Source organism: Acidovorax benzenivorans (genome assembly GCF_028680575.1).
Taxonomy (GTDB): domain Bacteria; phylum Pseudomonadota; class Gammaproteobacteria; order Burkholderiales; family Burkholderiaceae_C; genus Acidovorax; species Acidovorax benzenivorans.
On record NZ_JAPCKI010000014.1, the window covers coordinates 49,068 to 67,322 of the forward strand.

Sequence of the window (18,255 nt, forward strand, 5' to 3'; positions counted from 1 at the left end):
TCCTACGTCTACATCCATAAAGCGACACCATGAGTACACCCAGCGAGCCCGCTCGCAAGGTCATCCCGATCACGCCAGTCGCCTCTGATGCATCTTCATCGGGGGAAATCATCTCGTTGTACGAAGCGCAAAAGAAGATCTATCCGCGCTCCATCAGCGGTCTGTTTGCGCGCTGGCGTTGGGGCATGGTGTTTCTTACCCAACTGGTGTTTTATGGATTGCCATGGTTTGAGTGGGGGCAGCGCCAGATGGTGCTGTTTGACCTGGGCGCCCGCAGGTTCTACATCTTCGGTCTGGTGCTGTACCCGCAGGATTTCATCTACCTCACCGGTCTCTTGATCATTTCGGCGCTGTCGCTGTTCCTGTTCACCGCTGTGGCGGGGCGCTTGTGGTGCGGCTTTGCCTGCCCGCAAACGGTATACACCGAAATGTTCATGTGGATCGAGCACAAGATCGAAGGGGATCGCAGTGCCCGCCTTCGTCTGGACAATGGTCCCTGGACGTTTGAGAAGATTCGCAAGAAGTTTTTCAAGCAGGTGGTATGGATTGTGGTGGCCCTGTGGACCGGGTTCACCTTTGTGGGCTACTTCGTGCCCATCCGCGAGCTGGGTAGTGAGTTGCTGGCGTTCCAGGGCGGCTGGCAGATTTTCTGGGTGCTGTTCTACGGTTTCGCCACTTATGGCAACGCAGGCTTCATGCGTGAGCAGGTCTGCAAGTACATGTGCCCCTATGCGCGCTTTCAGAGTGCGATGTTTGACAAGGACACGCTGATCGTCACCTACGACCCCGAACGGGGCGAGCAGCGCGGCCCGCGCAAGAAGAACATCGACTACAAGGCCCAGGGGTTGGGCGACTGCATTGACTGCTCGCTGTGCGTGCAGGTCTGTCCGGTGGGTATCGATATTCGCAAGGGGCTGCAGTACGAATGCATCGGTTGTGGTCTGTGCGTGGATGCGTGCAACACGGTGATGGACAAGATGCAGTATCCGCGCGGGCTGATCCGCTATTCCACCCAGAACGGCGTGGCCAAGCGCTGGACGCAGTCTCAGATGTTGCGCCGTGTGTTGCGTCCCCGGGTGCTGATCTACAGCGCTGTGTTGGTGGGTCTGTGCGTGGCCATGCTGGCCAGTCTGGTGGTGCGTACGCCGCTGAAGGTGGACGTGGTGCGTGATCGCGCTGCGCTCTCGCGCATTGTGGCGGGCGGCAAGCTGGAGAACATTTACCGACTGCAGATCATGAATGCCACCGAGGGCGGGCAGCGCTACCGCATCAGTGCGCGTGGTCTGGAGGGGCTGGAAGTGGCCTCTGAGGCTGAAGTGGATATTGGCGCCGCAGAGTCGCGCTGGGTGGCCGTGCGTTTGCAAGTTCCGTACGGCTCCGCCACGCCGGGCTCGCATGCGGTTCAGTTTGACGTGCAGGCCGTGGGGGCCGCTGCCCACGTAACGGAAAAATCCGTGTTCCTTGTGCCGCGTTGAGCGGCATCCCGGTGTGGTCTGTCAGGGCTGCACTTTGATCGATATTGTTGAGGAGTTGAGCGCCATGTCTTTAAACCCTGCCATCGCTGCACCGGCAGCTTCCGCACCTTGGTGGAAGTTCGGCCATGTGTGGCTGGTGATTGCCGGTCCTGCGATCGTGATCGTGGCTGGCTTTGTGACGCTGTGGCTGGCGATTTCGCGGCCCGACCCGGTGGTGGCCGAGGATTACTACCGCCAGGGTATCGAGATCAACAAGACCCTGGTTGCGCCGGAAAAAAGCCTGGCACCGGCCCTCAAGGCCCGCAACCATGCCGCGACCCCTGTGCAAGATCAACCACGCTGACAATCTTGCGGTCGCACCCGTGATCGACCCCAGGCAGCACCAGGAGACAAAACTGATATGTGGACGCAACGTCTGATGTGGATTGCATGGCCCGCCTTCTTGATGGCAGGCGTGCTGGAGATGCTGGTTTTTGCCATGGTGGACCCCCAAGACCTGCATTGGTTTGGGCAACCTCTGGCGTTGTCGCGACAGGGCGTGTACACCCTCGCATTTTTTGTGTTCTGGGTTATCACGATGGCCACCAGCGCGTTGACGACGCTGCTGTCCATGTCGCCGTTTGAGGTCAACCGGTGTCCGGTGCCCGATGGAGAACGGCCCGACGATTGCCGCAAGACATCGTCCTGCCCCTGAGTTTTTTCACTAATTCAGGGCGCGCGCTGCATGCCCTGTGGGGTGGCGCGAACCTGACGTCGCCCCTTCTCTTGACGTGGGGGCTCCGTGTTCAGTGCTCAGTGGCAGGTCTGCTGGCTGTTCACAATCCGCCGCAACGCATCGGTATCGAGGATGCGAACGTGGCGCTGCTTGACCTCCACGATACCTTCCTCCACAAACTTGGAAAACGTGCGGCTGACCGTTTCGAGTTTGAGGCCCAGGTAGCTACCAATTTCTTCACGCGTCATCCGCAGCACCAGTTCTGACTGAGAGAAGCCCCGTGCATGCAGGCGCTGTACCAAGTTGAGCAAGAAGGCTGCCAGACGCTCTTCGGCGCGCATGCTGCCCAGCAGAAGCATCACACCATGCTCGCGCACGATCTCACGGCTCATGATCTTGTGCACATGGTGCTGCAAGGCTGTGACTTCGCGTGACAGCTCTTCGATACGGTCAAACGGCATGACGCAGACCTCCGCGTCCTCAAGGGCCACCGCATCGCAGGTATGGTGGTCATTGACGATGCCATCGAGCCCGATGATCTCGCCCGCCATCTGAAACCCGGTGACCTGATCGCGACCGTCTTCGGTGGCCACGCAAGTCTTGAAGAATCCGGTGCGGATCGCATAGAGCGAGGTGAAGGACTCGCCATTGCGAAACAGCGTGCCGCCGCGCTTGATCTTGCGACGGACGGCAACCACCTCGTCGATGCGCTGTAATTGCTCTTCGTTCAAGCCCACGGGCATGCACAACTCCCGAAGATTGCAGTTGGAGCAGGCGACTTTGATGGAGAGCGGATTCATAGACACTTGGACTTGGGTTGGTGGCCGAGCATATCGCGCTTGCCGCGCATGAACCTGAAAGCACTGTGCGGGCGAGCGGCTGACCTTCATCAAATTGTCGCCGTATCGCTTGTGGGTTCACTTGATGCAGGTCAAGGACGTGTTCCAGAGCCTACGGCACAGTCAAGGTGTACGCAAGGAAATTTCCCCATGACTGCTGTTTCGCCAGACCTTCTGCGCCGCTTTGACGTGCCAGGCCCCCGTTATACCTCGTATCCAACGGCCGACCGCTTTGTGGAGGCGTTTGGTCAGGAAGACTATGTGCTGGCGCTCCAGCAACGCCGTTCCGGTACGGTGGCCAAGGCCATGCCGTTGTCCTTGTACGTGCACATTCCGTTTTGCGAGTCGCTGTGCTACTACTGCGCCTGCAACAAGATTATCACCAAGCACCACGACCGCGCTGAGGTCTACTTGCGCTACCTGAGTCGGGAGATCGACCTGCATACTGCCCACTGTGGCGTGGGGCAGGTAGTGAGTCAGCTGCACCTGGGGGGCGGTACGCCGACCTTTCTCTCGGACGCTGGTTTGCGAGAACTGATGGCCATGCTCAAGCGCAGCTTCACGCTGGCGCCTGGGGGTGAATACTCGATCGAAGTGGATCCGCGTACGGTCAATCCCGAGCGCTTGGCGCTGCTGGCGGAACTGGGCTTTAACCGCTTGAGTTTTGGTGTGCAGGACTTTGATGCCGAGGTGCAGAAGGCTGTGCACCGCATCCAGCCGGCCGAACAGGTCTTTGCGCTGGTGGAGTCCGCCCGCTCGCTGGGCTTTGATTCGGTGAATGTGGATCTGATCTACGGCTTGCCGCGCCAGACGCCAGAGTCTTTTGATCGCACGCTGGCACAAGTGGCCCAGTTGCGGCCAGACCGCATTGCCCTATATGCCTATGCCCACTTGCCAGAGCGCTTCAAGCCCCAGCGTCGCATCATCTCGGCCGAACTGCCCACGGGCGCCAGCAAGTTGTCCATGTTGTCGCGCTCTCTCGATGCGTTCATGAACGCAGGGTATGTCTACGTGGGCATGGACCACTTTGCGCTGCCTAGCGACGCACTGGCGGTGGCCAAGCGCCAGGGGCGCTTGCACCGCAACTTCCAGGGCTACAGCACGCAGCCAGATTGCGACCTGATTGGCCTGGGCGTGTCGGCCATCGGTCGGGTGGGGGCCACTTACAGCCAGAACTCCAAGACGCTGGACGAATACTACGACTTCCTCGACCAGGGGCGACTGCCCGTGGTGCGCGGGCTGGCCCTGACGCGGGACGACCTGGTGCGCCGTGCGGCCATCATGGCCCTGATGTGCCAGGGTGAGTTGCTGTTCGAGCCGATGGAGCAGGCGTGGCTGATCGATTTTCGCCAGTATTTCGCGGCCGAGTTGGCTCAGCTGGAAGGCATGCAGGAGCAGGGGTTGGTACAGGTGGGGCCGGAGGGCATTGAAGTGACCGCCACCGGATGGTTCTTCGTACGCGGTATCGCCATGGTCTTTGACCGGTATCTGCAGGCAGACCGCAACCGCGCCCGGTTTTCGCGCATCATCTGACACCTATGCTCGCAACGGTTGGCTGGACTGCTTTGCTCATGGGGCTTGCTGGCGGGTCCCACTGCTTGGCCATGTGCTCCGCGCCCTGTGGTGCACTGGTGGGGCAGGGTGGTGGCAGCCCGGGTGCTGACCAGCGGGCGGAAGGTACTGAGCAGGTAGTGCATTGGACGCCGCGTGGTGGTGTGGTACAGCGGACGGTGGCCTTCCACATTGGGCGCTTGGTGGGATATGCGAGCGCTGGAGCGATGGCTGCCTTGGCTATGGACAGTCTCGCATGGCTGACCCAGCAGACCACCGCGCTGCGACCCGTCTGGACACTCATGCATGTGGCGGTGATGGCCTGGGGGCTCATGATGATGGTGCAGTCGCGCCAGCCTGTCTGGGTCGAGCAGGCTGGCCGTTCGGTGTGGGCTCGTGTTCGTCCGTTGGTGGGCGCCCCAGGCGGGGTGATGGCAGCTGGAGTCTTGTGGGCGCTGATGCCTTGTGGACTGTTGTATTCGGCCTTGTTGGTGGCGGCGCTCAGTGGCGGAGCGCTTGAGGGGGCTCTGACCATGGCATTGTTTGCCGTGGGCAGTGGTGTGTGGCTGGTGAGCGGCCCCTGGGCATGGAGCAGGCTTCGCAGCCGTCTGAACCTGGCGCGGGCGCAGTGGGGCACCCGAGTTGCGGGAGGCATGCTGTGTGCGGTAGCCGCCTGGGCGCTGTGGATGGATCTGATTTACAAGCCGTCGCTCTGGTGCCGTTGATCGGCACGTTGAGCCCGCAGTTTTAGGTTCGAGTGGTTCCTTTTTTCGGCGAGGCCGACTGAGGCGAGGCGGCATCCTTTCTGGGGACTGCCTAAGCCGCCAGTGTGGGCCCGGCTACGACGAAATGTTGCCGGAGTGTTGCCGGATCGCCGCGCGGCCCGTTGGTTCTTCGCCGTGCTGCTGGAACTGGTGATAATCTGCGTAACTATTGGTGGCATTGATGTCGCCATGTATCGTGCGCCTGAAGTGAACTCATCCATCCTCATCGACATCAGCCAATTGCGTGTCGGCATGTACATCCAGCTCGATGTGGGCTGGATGCACCATCCGTTCCCGACCAGCAGTTTCAGGGTGGCGTCGGCAGAGCAGATCGCCACTCTGCGAGAGTTGGGGCTGACCGAGGTGCGTTACGTCCCCAAAAAGAGCGATCCTGAACTACAGGAGCTGGTGCCAGCTGCCTGGAGCGTGCCCGAGATGACAGACCTTCCCCCCAATGGTCTTGATTCACCCAGACCGGGGAGTGGCGTTGTCGTGGACCTGGAAGCGCAGAGGCGCCGCGAACTGCTGGAGGCGCAAAACCGAGCCTTGGCCGCTTGCAATCAGCGGTTTTCAGAGGCAACCCGGCAATACCAGGCCATGGAGCGCACGGTGTCCGAGCACCCGGACCAAGCCAGGGAAAAGGGCGAGGCGCTAGTCTCCGGGTGTGTCACTGAACTGCTGGAAAACGGTGACTCCGTCATCCGGCTGCTGTCCGAAGGTGTGGGTGAGCGTAACGGTTTGCACCCCATCAACGTGATGGTGATCTCGTTGTTGCTGGGGCGTTCCCTGGGCATGAAGAGCGAGGAGCTGCACGACCTGGGCGTGGCTGCGCTGATTCACGATATTGGCAAGCTCAAGCTACCGCCCAACTTGCGCCAGCCCACTCCTTCCATGATCCCCATGGAGCGTACGCGTTACGAGACCCACGTGGCGGAGTCCGTGGCCTTGGCCAAACGCATGGGGTTCCCCGACGCGGTACTGACTGCGGTGGCCCGGCACCACGAGATGTGTGACGGCAGCGGTTTCCCCCAGCGCCTGAAGGGGCCTGATCTGGGGCGCATGAGCCAGGTCCTGGCCCTGGTCAACCAGTACGACCGGATGTGCAACCCGGCCATGGGAGTGACGGCGCTCACGCCGCATGAAGCGCTCTCCGTGATCTTTGCTCAGCTCAAGGCGCGGTTTGACTCGGTGGTTCTGGGGGCTTTCATTCGTATGATGGGTGTGTACCCGCCCGGCTCCATCGTGCAGTTGGTCAACGACCGGTATGCCATCGTGGCGTCTGTCAATTCGTCACGGCCTCTGCGGCCCAAGGTCATCGTGCACGACCCGCGCGTTCCTAAGGACGAGGCACCGATTCTGGATCTGGAAACCGTGCCGGAACTGGGCATACGGCGCAGCCTCAAGCCCGCTCAGTTGCCGCGTGACGCGCTGGACTATTTGTCGCCCCGGCAGCGGATCTGTTACTTTTTTGAGCGAGCGGTCAGTCCCGGCCCTGACGAGGCTGCGGCGTGAACGATCTGCAATCGCTCGGATGGCTGGATGGCCTGCAGGAGGCCGTGTGGGTGCTGGATGAAGCGAGTCAGCGCATTTTGCAAGCCAATGCAGGCGCAGAGCGACTCACAGAACGTCCGGCTGCCGCCATGCGGGGGCAGTCTGTACTTGATCTGGCCAATACGCCCCAAGAACTGGCCTTTTGGTCTGAGCCGGCCGATGTGATTGCCCAGGGGGTTCCCGCCCACACCAGCTTGCTGCGTGCCGATGGCACCTTGGTGCCGGTGCAGCGTTGTGTCAGGCGCGTACCCTGGGGGGATGATGGTGGCAGTGCGCTGCTGCTGACCATGTTGGACCGCAGCAGTCAAGAGGCGACTGAACGCGAGCTGGAGACGCTGCTTTCTGAGCTGCGAGCTACCCTGGATTCTGCTGCCGATGGCATGCTGGTGTGTGGGCTGGACCGCAGGGTGCGTGCTTTCAACCAGCGTCTAGCGCAACTGTGGAGCCTGCCGCGCCAACTGCTGCTGGAGCGTGACGATGCGGTGGTTTACGCCTTCATGGCGGGCCAGGTGGCAGACGCCCGCTTGTATGCAGAGCGCTTGGCCGCTATCGACCGCGAGCCCATGCAGGAGAGCACCGATATCGTCGAACTGCGCAACGGCGTGGTGCTAGAGATGCGTACGGTGCCGCAGTTCAGTCAGGGCCGCGCGGTGGGACGGGTGTATTCGTTCCGAGACATCACCCGCCAGACGGAGACCCAGGCGAGCCTGCGCTTGGCGGCGCGCGTGTTCGAGTCCAGCCTGGATGCGATTTTTATCGCAGACAGTCAACACCGCATCATGCGTATGAACCCCGGGTGTGAGCGCCTGGTGGGGCCCGCCGCCAAGGGTTTTGAAGGCTGTGTGGCTGCCTCGCTCTTTGGCGGTGGCTCGGATGCTTCGTTCATGGAGCAGGTGCTGCGAGGCTGGGCCCAGGATGGCTTTTGGGAAGGCGAGTTGTGGTTGCCCCGTGATAACGGTGCGTACTGTGCGGTCCAGTTGTCGTGGGTGGCCTTGCGTGATGACGAAGGACGGTTGGTGCAGAGCATCGGCTTCATGCGCGACCTCACACTGCAGCATGCCGCACAAAAGCGGATCGAAGAACTGGCCTACAGCGACGCCCTCACCGGTCTGCCCAACCGCTTGCTGCTTTCGCAGCGCGTGGACACCGCCATTCAAGGGGCACGCCAGAGCGATACCGGCTTTGCGATCCTGTTCCTTGACATGGACCGCTTCAAGATCATCAATGATTCCCTGGGGCATCCCTTTGGGGACCGGGTGCTGCAGCTCGTGGCCGAGCGGCTGCAGACCTGTTTGCGGCAGACCGACATGCTGTGCCGTTTGGGAGGAGATGAATTTGTCATCTACCTGCACGGCGGCGATGCTTCGGTGGCCGAAAGCGTGGCGCGCCGGATTCTGGACGACATGCTCAAGCCCTTCATGCTCGACAGCATGGGCTTTTCGATCCAGTGCAGTATCGGCATTGCGCTGTACCCGCAAGATGGCACTACGCTGGACGACCTCATCAAGCAGTCTGATACCGCGATGTACCGGGTCAAGGAGCGTGGGCGCGGCAGTTATGGCTTCTATCAGCCACAGATGAACGCCAACCTGCTCGCACGCATGCAGATGGAGCACGCCATGCGCCAGGCGCTGGGCTTGCAGCGCATGGCGGTGTACTACCAGCCCCAGGTCAACATGGCGACCGGGCGCATCACCGGTGCCGAAGCGCTGTTGCGCTGGACGGATGCGGAGTTTGGCGCGGTGTCGCCCGCCGTGTTTATTCCCCTGGCCGAAGAATCGGGTTACATCGTGACCCTGGGCGCCTGGGTGATGGAGCAGGCGGTGCGAGAGGCCGCGCTGTGGATGCACAGCGGCACGCCCATCATGATTTCAGTGAACGTGTCGGCGCTGGAGTTTCGCCAGCCCGACTTTGTGGATCGCATCACGCGCCTGCTGGCGGTGCACCAGTTGCCCCCCACCTTGCTGGAGCTTGAGCTGACGGAAACCATCTTGCTGCAGGACGCGCAGGAGATGGAGCAGCGTTTGCGGGAGCTGGCTGATCTGGGCATTGGCCTGGCGATCGACGATTTCGGCACAGGCTATTCGAGCCTGGCCTATCTCAAGAAACTTCCCATTCACAAGCTCAAGATTGACCAATCTTTTGTGCGTGGCTTGCCCGACGATGACGGCGACCGGGCCATCGTCAGCGCCATCATCAGCATGGGCCGCGCCATGCACATTGAAGTGGTGGCCGAAGGCGTGGAAACCGAAACCCAGCAGGCCGTGCTGCAGCAAATGCAGTGTGAGCACTATCAGGGTTTTCTGTGCGCGCCCGGGTTGCCTGCGGACCAGTTTCGCGCCATGCTGAGCAAACCGCTGCCGCTGAAGGCCCAAGGGCGTCATCGACCCCTGAGCACCTGAAGGACCGGCGCGCAGGGATCAAGGATTGCGGCCGGTGCCGGGCCGACCAGCCCGCCCTCGTGTCGGCCTTATGCGGCCGAAATGCCTTTCCACAGCATATAGGCCGCAAGGCCAAACAGCAGCGATGCAAACACGCGCTTGAGCTGCTTGACGGGAAGGTTGTGTGCCGCCTTGGCGCCCAGCGGCGCTGTCAGCACGCTGCAACTGGCTATCACCCCCAGTGCCGGCAGCCAGATGTAGCCCAGAGACGCTGACGGCAAGCCGCTCACGTTCTGCCCGCCAATGGCGTAGCCAATTACGTTCGCTAGCGCAATGGGAAACCCCAACGCGGCACTGGTGGCCACTGCATTGTGGATAGGCACATTGCACCAGGTCATGAAGGGCACGCTGACAAAACCGCCGCCCGCACCAACCAGGCCGGACAGAAAGCCGATCGCGCCGCCTGCCGCCACCTGGCCTGCGCCGCCCGGCATCTGGCGCGTGGGCGCAGGCTTCTTGTCCAGGAACATCTGCGTGGCCGAGAAACTCACGAACAGCGCGAAGAAGATCGCCAGGAACGAGCCCTTGAGCAGCGCAAACACACCCAGACTGGCGATAAACCCACCCAGCACAATGCCGGGCGCCAGGCGCTTGACGATGTCCCACCGCACGGCGCCGCGCCGGTGATGGGCTCGCACGCTGGAGATGGAGGTGAACATGATGGTGGCCATCGACGTGGCAATCGCCATCTTCACCGCCAGGTCGGGCCCCACCTGCCGCGCGCCCAGGATGTAGGTCAGGAACGGCACCAGCAGCATGCCGCCACCAATGCCCAGCAGACCCGCCAGAAAACCAGTGGCCAAGCCGAGCACACCGAGTTCAACAATCAGCAAGGGATCGAGCATGGCGGGATATCAGGCAACAAAGGACAACAGAGCGCGCGGAGAGCCGCGAAAAATGCCCTGTCACGGACGCAGCAGCAGGTGCTTGCAATGACAGGGCATGGGGAAGAGGGTGTCTGCGAATGCCACCGAACTCTCATCCTGAACCGGGGGTTCAGGTGGGCGAGGGCAGCCTGGCGTTGGGTTCATCTGACGCGAGATGATCACGCTCACCGGACGATGTACCAAGCCCGAGCTCAATGAGCATTGGTTCAAGGAAATATAAAGCCCGACAGCTTCGCAGACCCGTCAATTGTAGGTGCTGCCAGCGGGCGCTGCGCACTCGGGGTCATGTAAAGCCCGCAAGCAGCTGTGACGGACGGGTAAGAGAACGGTGTGCCACAGCACGCCAAGGACTAAAGCAGGCGCCCGTCGTCACCCAAAGCACTGTCCAGGCGCTGGACCAGGCTTTGCAGGCGCTGCTGGTCGGTATCGGGCAGCAGGCTTTCCTGGTGCCCCGCCGCCGGTGCGCTGGCACTGGCAGATGGGCTTGCCACTGGTTGGGCTGCGGCCGCAAGGTCTGCCGCTTCGCGGTCGGCGATCTCGAAGGCCAGGTTCAGGGCGGCCAGCACGGCGATGCGTTCCCGCGCCCGGACCTTGCCCGCATCGCGGATGCGCGTCATGGCGGTGTCCACGCGCTCCACAGCATCCAGCAGGCGGCTTTCGTGGCCCTCGGGGCAGGTCAGCAGATAGCTTTGCTGCAGGATCTGCACCTCGATTTGCTTCATTCGGCTTCTTTCGTGAGCGGCGCGGCAGCGGGCAGACGTTCGAGCAGGGCATCCACCCGGGCGCGTGCTGCGCTCAAGCGGGATTTGAGCGAATCGCGCTCCTGCGTCAGTGCCGCAACTTGATCAGCGAGCAGGGCATTGGTGCGCTGCAGCTCCGCATGTCGCAGCAGCAGGCGCTCCACGCGCTCGGCGATCTGGTCGGTGGGGGACGGTATTGCCATACAGCCTCGGATTGTAGGCTGTGTGACACGGGCCGGGCCCTGGCAGCAGGCCGCTGTGTTGCGCAATGTGCAACATACGCCGGGGCGCTGCCTGCGGTGCTTGGCCACGCGGGGGCCATGCTGATCCGATCGCGTGGTCTGGCGCACTGGGGGCAGCTTGTAAACGGTCGTAAAATCCCGCTGTTGGTGCTCGCGGTGTGGTTCACATGCCGCAGTTCAACGGGAAGCAGGGAGGCGCCGTACCACCGGTACACGCCCAGCCTGCGCTGCCCCCGCAACGGTCAGCGGACGAATCAACTGATTCTCTCTCCATCCATAAGCCACTGGGCGCCTTGAACAAGCGTCTGGGAAGGCATTGGGGGGGTGTTCTGCCAGCCCGGATACCGGCCAACACGGTGGCTGCGTGCGCCCGCTTTTGTGGTGCTGCGCGGCTGTATCACCCACATGCTGGCGGGAGGCCGGCCCGGGTTGTTTGTTGACCTTGATCCCCATGAAAATCCGTACCCTTCGTGCGCGCCCTGTTGCGTCGTTGCGCCTGCCCGCCCCACGCCTGGCACTGCTGTCATTGCTGGCTGGCAGTGCCTGCGGCGCTTTCGCCCAGACCGCCCCAGCCTCCGGCGAGCTGCTGGCGCAAAACCTGCGCGCGCCGTCGTTGTCTGAAACCGTGGTGGCCGCCACGCGCACCCCGCAGCCCCTGGCCGACCTGGTGGCCGACATTTCCATCGTGGACCGCGAAACCATCGAAGGCAGTGGCGCCACCGGCCTGGCCGACCTGCTGGCCCGTCTGCCCGGCGTGGAGTTCTCGCGCAATGGCGGCCCAGGCACCACCACCGGCGTGTTCCTGCGGGGCGCCGAGTCGCGCTTCACGGCGGTGTACATCGATGGGGTGCGCATCGACTCGCAATCCACCGGTGGCGCTCCCTGGGAAAGCATTCCGCTGGGCCTCATCGACCGCATCGAAGTGCTGCGCGGCCCGGCTGGCGCCGTGTATGGATCGGATGCCATGGGGGGCGTTGTGCAGATCTTCACCAAGCGCGGTGAGAACGGCACGGCACCCTATGTGGGCGTAGGCGTTGGCAACCACAACACCACCAAGGTAGAAGCCGGCATCAGTGGTGCCAGCGGCACGGTGGACTACGCGCTGGGTTTTGCACGCGATGACAGCAAAGGCTTCAACGCCCGCACGCTGGCCACCCAAAACCCCGACCGTGACGGCTACCGCACCACGGCAGGCCATGCCCGCGTGGGCTTGCAGGTCGATGCAGCGCACCGGCTGGAAGGCACGCTCATGGTCAATGATTCCAACAGTGGCTATGACAGCGGGCTGGGCAAGGACGACCGCAACCTGCACACCATGCATGCCCTGGGCCTTAACTGGATCGCCCAGTGGAGCAGCGCCTACAAGACACGCCTGTCCATCACCGACTCGCGCGACGAATATGAAACGCGCCCCTCGCCTTATCTGAGCGACACGCGCCTGCGCGGCTACTACTTCCAGAACGAATGGCGCCAGGGTGCGCACCTGGTCACGGCCGCGTTGGAGCGCCGCGAAGACCGCCTGGAAAACGCACCCATCGACGCCAAACGCTCGCAAGACGCGCTGGCGCTGGGCTATGGCTACAACGCCGCAGGCCACACTGTGCAGCTCAATCTGCGCCACGATTCCGACAGCGAGTTTGGCGGCAAGAGTACCGGCAGCGTCGCTTATGGCTATGCCATCACCCCGCAGTGGCGTGCCACGGCGTCGGTGGGCACGGCCTTCCGTGCGCCCACGCTGTACCACCGCTTCAGCGAATACGGCGTGGCCACGCTGCGCCCCGAAAGCAGCCGCAATGCCGAAGTGGCGCTGCGCTACGCCCAGGGCAACAGCACCTTCTCGGCCACGCTGTTTCGCAACCGCGTGAGCAACCTGATCTCGTTCTCCGGCCCCGGCACCTGCCTGTCGGACTTTGGCTGCTACGCCAACACGGCCCGGGCCGAATACAAGGGCGTGACGTTTGCTGGCTCGCATCGCATGGGCGATGTGCAGCTGCATGGCTCCATCGACCTGCAGCGCCCGCGTGACCTGGACACCGGCAAGCAGTTGGCACGCCGCGCCAAGCAGCACGCCACCTTCGGCGCGGACACCCGTCTGGCGGGTTGGACCGTGGGCGCCGAAGTGCAGGCATCAGGCCGCCGTTTCGACACCGTGGCCAACACCAACGTGCTGGGTGGCTACACGCTGGTCAACCTGTACGCCAGCACCCGCATTGCGCGCGACTACACGCTGCTGGCCCGCATCGACAACCTGGCCGACAAGGACTACCAGCTGGCGCGTACCTACGCCACGGCCGGTCGCACGGTGTACCTTGGTGTGAAGTGGGCACCGCAGTGACCCTGGCGACTGCCGCCGCCGCCCGCTGCCCGGCGCTGCTGATTGCAGCCCCGGCCTCCGGGCAGGGCAAGACCACCGTTACTGCCGCCCTGGCGCGCCTGCATGCGCGCCAGGGTCGGCGGGTGCGGGTGTTCAAGTGCGGGCCGGACTTTCTGGACCCGCACTGGCACCAGTTGGCCAGCGGCGCGCCGGTGCACCAGCTTGACCTGTGGATGAATGGCGAGGCGGACTGCGCGCAGCGCCTGTACGACGCTGCGCGCGAGTCGGACCTGGTCCTCATCGAAGGTGTGATGGGGCTGTTTGACGGTAGCCCCAGCGCGGCTGACCTGGCACGGCACTTTAGTGTGCCGGTGCTGGCGGTGGTCGATGCTTCTGCCATGGCGGGCACGTTTGGCGCGCTGGCGTTTGGCCTGCGCCACTATCGTCCGGGCTTGCCCTGGGCCGGTGTGCTGGCCAACCGTGTGGGCAGCGCACGCCACGCCGACATGCTGCAGGGGGGCTTGCACGATGCGGATGACTGGATGGGTGCGCTGATGCGAGTGCAGTCCGGTGCGGCTCCCGCTGCAGGCAAGGCCGGTGCGGCGCTGTTACCCGAACGCCACCTGGGCCTGGTGGCCGCGCATGAGCTGGACGACAGCCTACAGCGGCTAGACGCTGCGGCCGACGCGCTGTCGGCTACACCCCTGGGCCAGATGACGCTGGAGGACCTGCAGCGCTGGGCGGTGGACTTTCCAGAGCCCGCCTCAAAAGTCGCCATGCCTGCGCTGCTGGCGGGACGCACCGTGGCCGTGGGGCGCGACGCGGCGTTCTGTTTCACCTACGCTGCCAACCTGCAATGCTTGGAGCAGATGGGCGCACGTGTGGTGTTCTTTTCACCCCTGCACGATGCCGCGCTGCCCGCTTGCGACGCAGTGTGGCTGCCGGGTGGGTACCCTGAGCTGCACACTGCGCAGATCGCTGCCAACGCCGGCATGCAAGCCAGCCTGCGCGCCCATGTGGCCGCAGGCAAAGCTCTGTGGGCTGAGTGCGGCGGCATGATGGCGCTGTTCGAATCCATCACCCTGGCAGACGGCAGCACGGCCCCGCTGTGGGGCCTGCTGCCCGGCCGTGTGACCATGCAAAAGCGCCTGGCCGCACTCGGGCCGCAGCAACTGACCGTGGCGGGGCACACCCTGCGCGGCCACACCTTCCATTATTCGACCAGCGACAGCAGCGCCCCCGTGGTGGCCCGCACGGCCCGCCCGAACGAGGCCGTTGCGCCGGATGCGGGTGAAGCGCTGTACCAGCAGGGCAGCATCCACGCCAGCTACTTCCATGCGTGGTTCCCGTCCAGCCCCGAGGCCGTGGCGCATCTCCTTGGAGGCGTCCCGGCATGACACCCGCCTTGCACCCCATCACCACCGAACTCATCCTGGGTGGCCAGAAAAGCGGCAAGTCGCGCCGCGCCGAGCTGCTGGCGCGCGACTGGCTGGCGCAATCCGGCGACCACCGTGCCGTGCTGATCGCCACGGGGCAAGCCTGGGACGAAGAGATGCGCGAGCGCATCGCCCGCCACCAGCGCGACCGCGCCGAACGGGTGCCGGGTCTGCAGACGGTGGAAGAGCCGCACGATGTGGCCGCTGCCCTGGCGTTGCACAGCGCGCCGCAGACCCTGCTGGTGGTGGACTGCCTCACGCTCTGGCTCACCCACTGGACCATGCCCCTGGGTGTGGAAACCATGAATTTTGAACAAAAACAGGCTCTAGCGCTTGATTGGAAAGCGCAGGCAGCTATGTTTTGGGTAGCGGTTCGGAAATCCCCTGGGCCCGTTGTTCTGGTGGGCAACGAAATTGGCCTGGGGGTCATCCCGATGGGGCGCGAGGTGCGCGCCTTCGTGGATGCGCTGGGCACACTGAACCAGCAGGTGGCCCAGGCGTGCCCCCGCGTCACGCTGATGGCCGCCGGGCTGCCCCTCACTTTGAAAGAACCTCGCTGATGAAACCCACCCCCGTGCGCCGCATCCTGTGGGTGATCGCCATCCTGTTGTTGCTGGGCCTGCTCATGGCCGGGCTGGCGCGGGCGCAGCCTGTGCAGATCACCGACGACAAGGGCCGCAAGATCGCGTTGCCCCGCCCGCCCGAGCGCATCGTGAGCCTGCTGCCCTCGCTGACCGAAAGCGTGTGCGAGCTGGAGCAATGCCACCGGCTCGTGGGGGTGGACCGCTATTCCAACTGGCCCGAAGCCGTGGTCGGCAAGCTGCCCAAGGTGGGCGGCGGGCTGGACCCGAGCATCGAGGCCATCGTGGCACTCAAGCCCGACGTGGTGCTGATGTCCGTCAGCTCGCGTGCCAGCGACCGGCTGGAGGCGCTGGGCGTTACCGTGGTGCAGCTGGAGCCCAAGACCCATGCCGATGTGCGCCGCGTGCTGGGCACCGTGAGCGACCTGCTGGGCGTGCCCCGTGCGCAGGGCGCCGACCGCCTCTGGCGCGTGATCGACGCGGGCGTGCTGGCGGCTGCACAGTCCCTGCCGCCCCAGGCCAAAAATGCGCGCGTGTACTTCGAGGTGAGCCGGGGGCCCTATGCGGCGGGCGAATCGTCGTTCATTGGCGAGTCGCTCACCCGCCTGGGCGTGCGCAACGTGGTGCCAGCGTCGCTGGGGCCTTTTCCGCGCCTGAACCCCGAGTTCGTGGTGCGCGCCAACCCAGACATCATCATGATCGGCAACCGCAGCATGCAGGCCATGGTGCCGTACCCCGGCTGGGCCACCATGCGCGCTATCCGCGAGAACCGGCTGTGTGTGTTCGGCCCCGGCGACTCCGACGTGGTGGTGCGCCCCGGCCCGCGCATGGCCGAGGCCGCCCGCATCATGGCGCGCTGTCTGGTGGAGAAAGCTCCATGACCAGCGTGGCTGTTGATTTGCCCACCGGCTCCGCCAGCCGCCGCGCCGCATGGTGCGCCGCCTGGCTGCTGCTGGCCAGCGCCGTGCTGGCCCTGTGCGGTGCCAGCGTGGGCAGCACCGGTTTTGACAGCGTGCTGCGCATGCACGGCGACCCCGTGGCCTGGCAGATCGTGTGGGATATCCGCCTGCCGCGCACGCTGGGTGCGTGGCTGGCGGGTGCGCTGCTGGGCCTGTCGGGCGCTGTGGCGCAGGGGTTGTTTCGTAACCCGCTGGCTGACCCATACCTGCTGGGCAGCGCCTCGGGCGCGGCGTTGGGCGGGGCCGTGGCGATGGCGATGTTCGGTGTGTCACCGGTAGCGGCGCAGTGGCTGGCGCGCATCGGCATCACGGGCATGGCGTTTTTGGGCGCGGCGGGGGCGGTGGTGCTCACCCTGCTGTTGGCCCAGGGGGTGCAGCACACGCTGCGCCTGTTGCTGGCGGGGGTGATTGTGGGCGTGGTGCTGGGCGCGATGCGCGACCTGGTGGAGCTGGCCTCGCCCGACATCCTGCAGGCCATGCAGGCCTTCATCCTGGGCAGCACGGCCTTTGTGGGCTGGATGGCCTGCGTGCTGATGGCTGTGGCCTGGGCGCTGTGCTCTGTGGTCGCCTGGATGCTGGCGCGCGCGCTCGACGGCCTCACGCTGGGCGAGGCCACGGCCGCCAGCCTGGGTCTGCCGCTGATGCCCATGCGCGCAGGGCTGGTGGCCGCCATGGCGCTGGCCACGGGCACGGCGGTGGCGCAGACGGGGCTCATCGCCTTTGTGGGGCTGGCCGCGCCGCACTTGGTGCGCTCCATCGTGCGCGTGACGCACGAGCGGCACATCGTGCTCTCCAGCCTGATGGGCGCGGTGCTGCTTATGGCGGCTGACATCATGGCGCGCTGGGTGCTGGCGCCGCAGGAGCTGCCCGTGGGCGTGCTCACGGCGGCGCTGGGCGGCACCTATCTGCTATGGCTCATGCACCGGCGCACCTCGCAAGGGGGCGCACTATGAAATCAATAGCTATCAGCGCAAATGGAATAAGCGCCAGCATCGGAAATCGCTTGATATTGCAGGGCATTGACCTGCAATTGCCCACCGGGCGCTGGACCAGCATCGTCGGCCCCAACGGCGCGGGCAAGTCCACCCTGCTCAAGGTGCTGGCGGGCCTGTTGCCGCGCGCTACGGTGCAGGGCGAAGTGTTGCTGCTGGGCCGCCCGCTCGCGCAAATCCCCGCACGCGAACGTGCCCGGCAACTCGCCTGGCTGGGCCAGAACGAAGGCTCGGCCGACGACCTGACGAGCTACGACGTGGCCATGCTGGGCCGCCTGCCGCACCAGGCCTGGCTGGCCCCGCCGGGCGCGGCCGACCACGCGGCCGTGGAGCAGGCGCTGCGCACCACGCAGGCCTGGGACTGGCGCCACCGCCCGCTGTCGCAACTGTCGGGTGGCGAACGCCAGCGAGTGCTGCTGGCCCGCGCCCTGGCGGTGCAGGCGCAGGTGCTGCTGATGGATGAACCCCTGGCCAACCTCGACCCACCGCACCAGACCGATTGGCTGCACACCATGCGCGCGCTGATCGATGCGGGAGGCACGGTGGTTAGCGTGCTGCACGAGGTGTCGCTGGCGCTGCAGGCCGATGACATGGTGGTGATGGCCGGTGGCCGCGTGCTGCACCAGGGCGCCTGCGATGCGCCCGCCACCCATGCCGCGCTGGAGCAGGTGTTTGACCACCGCATCCATGTGCGGCACCTGGATGGCATGTGGATGGCGCTGCCCTCTCTGCAACGCAAGAAAAACCAATGAACTTAGGGAGTAGAAG

At 64.4% G+C, this 18,255-nt stretch carries 17 protein-coding genes and 1 riboswitch; of the genes, 13 read left to right on the forward strand and 4 right to left on the reverse strand.

All coding sequences use genetic code 11. The features are described from left to right. The first annotated feature begins 29 nt into the window (after window positions 1-29). From ccoG to OIN59_RS19315, 3 genes are all read left to right on the forward strand, one after another. Window positions 30-1,475: a cytochrome c oxidase accessory protein CcoG gene (gene ccoG, locus OIN59_RS19305; protein WP_274112875.1), complete on the forward strand. Its 1,446-nt coding sequence runs from the start codon at window positions 30-32 to the stop codon at window positions 1,473-1,475. Window positions 1,476-1,539: 64 nt separating this feature from the next. After that, window positions 1,540-1,818 (forward strand): FixH family protein, encoded by a 279-nt coding sequence (locus OIN59_RS19310; RefSeq protein WP_274112877.1) that lies wholly within the window; start codon window positions 1,540-1,542, stop codon window positions 1,816-1,818. A 57-nt stretch (window positions 1,819-1,875) separates the two neighbouring features. Further along, window positions 1,876-2,169 carry a hypothetical protein gene (locus OIN59_RS19315; protein WP_274112879.1) on the forward strand — a complete coding sequence of 98 codons (294 nt, stop codon included), beginning with the start codon at window positions 1,876-1,878 and terminating at the stop codon, window positions 2,167-2,169. A gap of 98 nt (window positions 2,170-2,267) precedes the next feature. On the opposite strand, the gene fnr is transcribed toward OIN59_RS19315, so the two are convergent. Next, window positions 2,268-2,990 carry a fumarate/nitrate reduction transcriptional regulator Fnr gene (fnr, locus tag OIN59_RS19320; RefSeq protein ID WP_274112881.1) on the reverse strand — a complete coding sequence of 241 codons (723 nt, stop codon included), beginning with the start codon at window positions 2,988-2,990 and terminating at the stop codon, window positions 2,268-2,270. Window positions 2,991-3,179: 189 nt separating this feature from the next. Between fnr and hemN the strand changes: the two genes are divergently transcribed. From hemN to OIN59_RS19340, 4 genes are all read left to right on the forward strand, one after another. After that, window positions 3,180-4,562: an oxygen-independent coproporphyrinogen III oxidase gene (gene hemN, locus OIN59_RS19325; RefSeq protein ID WP_274112883.1), complete on the forward strand. Its 1,383-nt coding sequence runs from the start codon at window positions 3,180-3,182 to the stop codon at window positions 4,560-4,562. Between the two features lie 5 nt (window positions 4,563-4,567). Further along, window positions 4,568-5,305, forward strand: a complete 738-nt coding sequence (locus OIN59_RS19330) for a sulfite exporter TauE/SafE family protein (RefSeq protein WP_274112885.1) — start codon at window positions 4,568-4,570, stop codon at window positions 5,303-5,305. 246 nt (window positions 5,306-5,551) lie between these two features. After that, complete coding sequence (locus OIN59_RS19335) at window positions 5,552-6,856, forward strand: HD-GYP domain-containing protein (protein WP_274112887.1); 1,305 nt, start codon at window positions 5,552-5,554, stop codon at window positions 6,854-6,856. Further along, entirely contained in the window at window positions 6,853-9,297 is a 2,445-nt protein-coding gene (locus tag OIN59_RS19340; protein WP_274112888.1) for a sensor domain-containing protein, read from the forward strand. The genes OIN59_RS19335 and OIN59_RS19340 overlap by 4 nt, the downstream gene beginning before the upstream one ends. 68 nt (window positions 9,298-9,365) lie before the next feature. On the opposite strand, the gene OIN59_RS19345 is transcribed toward OIN59_RS19340, so the two are convergent. The 3 genes from OIN59_RS19345 to OIN59_RS19355 form a co-directional block, all read right to left on the reverse strand. Continuing rightward, a complete protein-coding gene (locus OIN59_RS19345; protein ID WP_274112890.1) occupies window positions 9,366-10,181 on the reverse strand; it encodes a sulfite exporter TauE/SafE family protein in 816 nt (271 codons plus the stop codon). Window positions 10,182-10,573: 392 nt separating this feature from the next. Beyond that, window positions 10,574-10,945: a cell division protein ZapA gene (locus OIN59_RS19350; RefSeq protein WP_274112892.1), complete on the reverse strand. Its 372-nt coding sequence runs from the start codon at window positions 10,943-10,945 to the stop codon at window positions 10,574-10,576. Beyond that, the gene (locus OIN59_RS19355) at window positions 10,942-11,166 is read right to left on the reverse strand and encodes a hypothetical protein (protein WP_015014799.1); all 225 of its coding nucleotides are present in this window, start codon (window positions 11,164-11,166) and stop codon (window positions 10,942-10,944) included. The genes OIN59_RS19350 and OIN59_RS19355 overlap by 4 nt, the downstream gene beginning before the upstream one ends. A 167-nt stretch (window positions 11,167-11,333) precedes the next feature. Next, a riboswitch (cobalamin riboswitch) is annotated at window positions 11,334-11,572 on the forward strand. 84 nt (window positions 11,573-11,656) lie between these two features. Between OIN59_RS19355 and OIN59_RS19360 the strand changes: the two genes are divergently transcribed. The 6 genes from OIN59_RS19360 to OIN59_RS19385 are packed head-to-tail and all read left to right on the forward strand — an operon-like array spanning window position 11,657 to window position 18,239. After that, complete coding sequence (locus OIN59_RS19360; RefSeq protein ID WP_274112895.1) at window positions 11,657-13,540, forward strand: TonB-dependent receptor domain-containing protein; 1,884 nt, start codon at window positions 11,657-11,659, stop codon at window positions 13,538-13,540. Then, window positions 13,537-14,916: a cobyrinate a,c-diamide synthase gene (locus tag OIN59_RS19365; protein ID WP_274112899.1), complete on the forward strand. Its 1,380-nt coding sequence runs from the start codon at window positions 13,537-13,539 to the stop codon at window positions 14,914-14,916. Before OIN59_RS19360 ends, OIN59_RS19365 begins: the two co-directional genes overlap by 4 nt. Next, window positions 14,913-15,515, forward strand: coding sequence for a bifunctional adenosylcobinamide kinase/adenosylcobinamide-phosphate guanylyltransferase (locus tag OIN59_RS19370; RefSeq protein WP_274112900.1), 603 nt, complete (start codon window positions 14,913-14,915; stop codon window positions 15,513-15,515). Before OIN59_RS19365 ends, OIN59_RS19370 begins: the two co-directional genes overlap by 4 nt. Then, entirely contained in the window at window positions 15,515-16,417 is a 903-nt protein-coding gene (locus OIN59_RS19375; RefSeq protein WP_274112902.1) for an ABC transporter substrate-binding protein, read from the forward strand. Before OIN59_RS19370 ends, OIN59_RS19375 begins: the two co-directional genes overlap by 1 nt. Next, entirely contained in the window at window positions 16,414-17,448 is a 1,035-nt protein-coding gene (locus OIN59_RS19380; RefSeq protein WP_274112904.1) for a FecCD family ABC transporter permease, read from the forward strand. The genes OIN59_RS19375 and OIN59_RS19380 overlap by 4 nt, the downstream gene beginning before the upstream one ends. Continuing rightward, a complete protein-coding gene (locus OIN59_RS19385) occupies window positions 17,445-18,239 on the forward strand; it encodes an ABC transporter ATP-binding protein (protein WP_274112907.1) in 795 nt (264 codons plus the stop codon). The genes OIN59_RS19380 and OIN59_RS19385 overlap by 4 nt, the downstream gene beginning before the upstream one ends. Window positions 18,240-18,255: the final 16 nt, after the last annotated feature.